Below are 2846 nucleotides of genomic sequence, written 5' to 3'. Positions count from 1 at the left end.
CTGGTAAGGGCGGCACCCCCTGGTGGGGGTGCCGCCCTTCCGTGTGTCGTCCTACGGCCGCCGGCTCGCCGCGCGAGCCGAACGGTCAGCGCCCGGCCGCGTCCTCGTCCCCACCGCGCTCGTCGGCGACGGGCTCGGTGGTGGCGGGCTCGGCGGCGGGGGTGGCCGTGGCCTCGGTGGCGGGGGCGGCCTCGTCGGCCGGGACCGGCTCGTCCGCGACGGCGACGTCGGCGTCGTTCTCGACCGCCTCGGCCACCTCGGCGACTTCGGCGACCCGACGGCCGTCCTCGATCCCCTCCGTCTCCTCCGTCTCCTCCGTCTCCTCCGTCTCCTCGTCGAAGGCGTCGACGAACTCGACGCCGTCAAGCTCGGCGAGCCGGTCGGAGGCGTCGGTGCTGCCGTCCTTGTCGGCTTCGAGGGCCTTGGCGAACCACTCGCGGGCCTCGTCCTCCCGTCCGGCGGCCAGCAGCGCGTCGGCGTAGGCGTACCGCAGTCGGGCGGTCCAGGGCTGGACGGAGTTGGAGGCCAGCTCGGGCGACTGGAGGGTGACGATCGCGGCGTCGATCTGCCCCATGTCGCGGCGGGCGCCGGCGACGACGAGCCGCATCTCGACCTGGCCGGCCTTGTCGAGCTTCTGCACCTCGGGCTCGCCGGCCATGGCGAGCGCCCGCTCGGGACGGCCGAGGCCGCGCTCGCAGTCGGCCATGACGGGCCAGAGTTCGACGCTGCCGGTCATCCGGCGGGCGGCGCGGAACTCGGCGAGGGCCTCGGCGAACTTCTGCGTCGCGTACGCGGCGAAACCGGCGGCCTCGCGGACGGCGGCGACGCGGGAGGCGAGCCGCAGGGCGATGCGGGAGTAGGCGTACGCCCTCTCCGGGTCCTCGTCGATGAGCTGGGCGACCATGACGAGGTTGCGCGCGACGTCCTCGGCGAGGGTCTTGGGCAGGCTCATCAGCTCCTGCCGCACGTCCTTGTCGATCTCGTCGCCGGTGACGTCGTCGGGGATGGGCAGCCGCTTGATGGGTTCGCGGTCGCGCCGGTCGTCACGGCGGTCGTCACGGCGGTCGTCACGCCGGTCGTCACGTCCACGGAAGCCACCGCGCCCGCGGTCGTCCCGCCGGTCGTCACGCCCGCCGCGGAAGCCGCCCCGGCGGTCGTCGTCGCGACGCGGTCCGCGGTCGCGGTCCCGGTCGTCGCGGCGGAACGCCGGACGGTCGTCCCGACGCTCGTCACGCCGGTCGTCGCGGCGGAAGCCACCACGGTCACCGCCGCGGTCGTCCCGGCGGAACCCGCCACGGTCGCCACCGCGGTCATCGCGCTGGAAACCGCCACGGTCGTCGCGACGGGGGGCGCGGTCGTCACGCGGGGACCCGCCGCGGTCGTCGCGCCGGAAGCCCCCACGCTCGCCACCGCGGTCGTCGCGGCGGTCGTCGCGGCGGAAGCCGCCACGGTCACCGCCGCGGTCGTCACGCTGGAAACCGCCACGGTCGTCACGGCGGGGGGCGCGGTCGTCACGGGGGAAGCCACCGCGATCGCCGCCACGGTCGTCGCGCCGGTCGTCACGACGGAAGCCACCACGGTCGCCACCGCGGTCGTCACGCTGGAAACCGCCGCGCTCGCCACCGCGGTCGTCACGACGGAAGCCACCGCGCTCGCCACCGCGGTCGTCACGACGGAAGCCGCCACGCTCGCCACCGCGGTCATCGCGGCGGAAGCCGCCACGGTCACCGCCGCGGTCGTCACGTCGGGGGGCGCGGTCGTCACGGGGGAAGCCGCCCCGGTCGTCGCGCCGGAACGCCGGCCGGTCGCCACCGCGGTCGTCCCTGCGGAACGCCGGCCGGTCACCGCCACGGTCATCGCGACGGAAGCCACCACGCTCGCCACCGCGGTCATCGCGACGGAAGCCACCACGGTCGCCACCGCGATCGTCGCGCTGGAAACCTCCGCGCTCACCACCGCGGTCGGCGGGGCGGGAGCCGCCACGGTCGTCGCGGCGGTCGGCGGGGCGGAAGCCGCCGCCACCAGTGCCTCGGCGGTCGTCATCGCGGCGGAAACCACCGCCACGGTCGTCCCGGCGGAAACCGCCGCGGTCGTCACGGCGGTCGTCGTCGCGACGCGGTCCGCGGTCACGGTCGTCCCGACGGAACGGCGGACGGTCGCCACCACGGTCATCGCGGCGGAACCCCGGCTTGTCGCCACCCCGGTCATCGCGGCGGAACGCCGGCCTGTCGCCACCGCGGTCGTCACGGCGGAACGCCGGCCTGTCGCCACTGCCGCGGCGGTCGTCGTCGCGCCGGGGACCACGGAAGCCGCCCCGCTCGCCACCGTCCCTACGACGGGGCTCACGCTCCGGACGGTCGTCGGAGGAGTTGGTGGACATGGGTGGGGCTCCTGTCTTCGGGTACCGCAAGTCATTCTCGCGCAGAGGGAGTCCCCCCGCGCTTCGAGCACGGACAACTGACAACAAAAAAGGACCCGTGGTCCCAGCATGAACGCTGGGACCACGGGTCCTGAAAGATTGTTCGGCGGCGTCCTACTCTCCCACAGGGTCCCCCCTGCAGTACCATCGGCGCTGAAAGGCTTAGCTTCCGGGTTCGAAATGTAACCGGGCGTTTCCCTAACGCTATGACCACCGAAACCCTATTGGGTTCGAGCGAACAAGCACACTATTCACTTGATCTTTTTCGTGTGCCGGTGCGACTGTTCGCAACCCGGGAACAACACAGTGGACGCGAGCAACTGAGGACAAGCCCTCGGCCTATTAGTACCGGTCAACTCCACCCATTACTGGGCTTCCATATCCGGCCTATCAACCCAGTCGTCTACTGGGAGCCTTACCCTCTCAA

Annotated in this window: 2 protein-coding genes and 2 rRNA genes; all 4 read right to left on the bottom strand. The window is 72.9% G+C overall.

What is annotated here, in order from left to right:
* Positions 1–85: 85 nt before the first annotated feature.
* Positions 86–967, bottom strand: coding sequence for a tetratricopeptide repeat protein (locus tag LPA54_RS32495; RefSeq protein WP_228984373.1), 882 nt, complete (start codon positions 965–967; stop codon positions 86–88).
* Positions 952–2505: a hypothetical protein gene (locus tag LPA54_RS42535; protein WP_267487915.1), complete on the bottom strand. Its 1554-nt coding sequence runs from the start codon at positions 2503–2505 to the stop codon at positions 952–954. Before LPA54_RS42535 ends, LPA54_RS32495 begins: the two co-directional genes overlap by 16 nt.
* Positions 2506–2520: 15 nt before the next feature.
* A 5S ribosomal RNA gene (rrf, locus tag LPA54_RS32485) occupies positions 2521–2637 on the bottom strand.
* A gap of 104 nt (positions 2638–2741) precedes the next feature.
* Positions 2742–2846 (bottom strand): 23S ribosomal RNA (locus LPA54_RS32480); the annotation flags it as partial.

The sequence above is a fragment of the Streptomyces sp. DH12 genome (assembly GCF_020873895.1).
Classification (GTDB): domain Bacteria; phylum Actinomycetota; class Actinomycetes; order Streptomycetales; family Streptomycetaceae; genus Streptomyces.
Note: the sequence above shows the minus strand (reverse complement) of the source record. Positions and strands in the feature narration are given on the sequence as shown.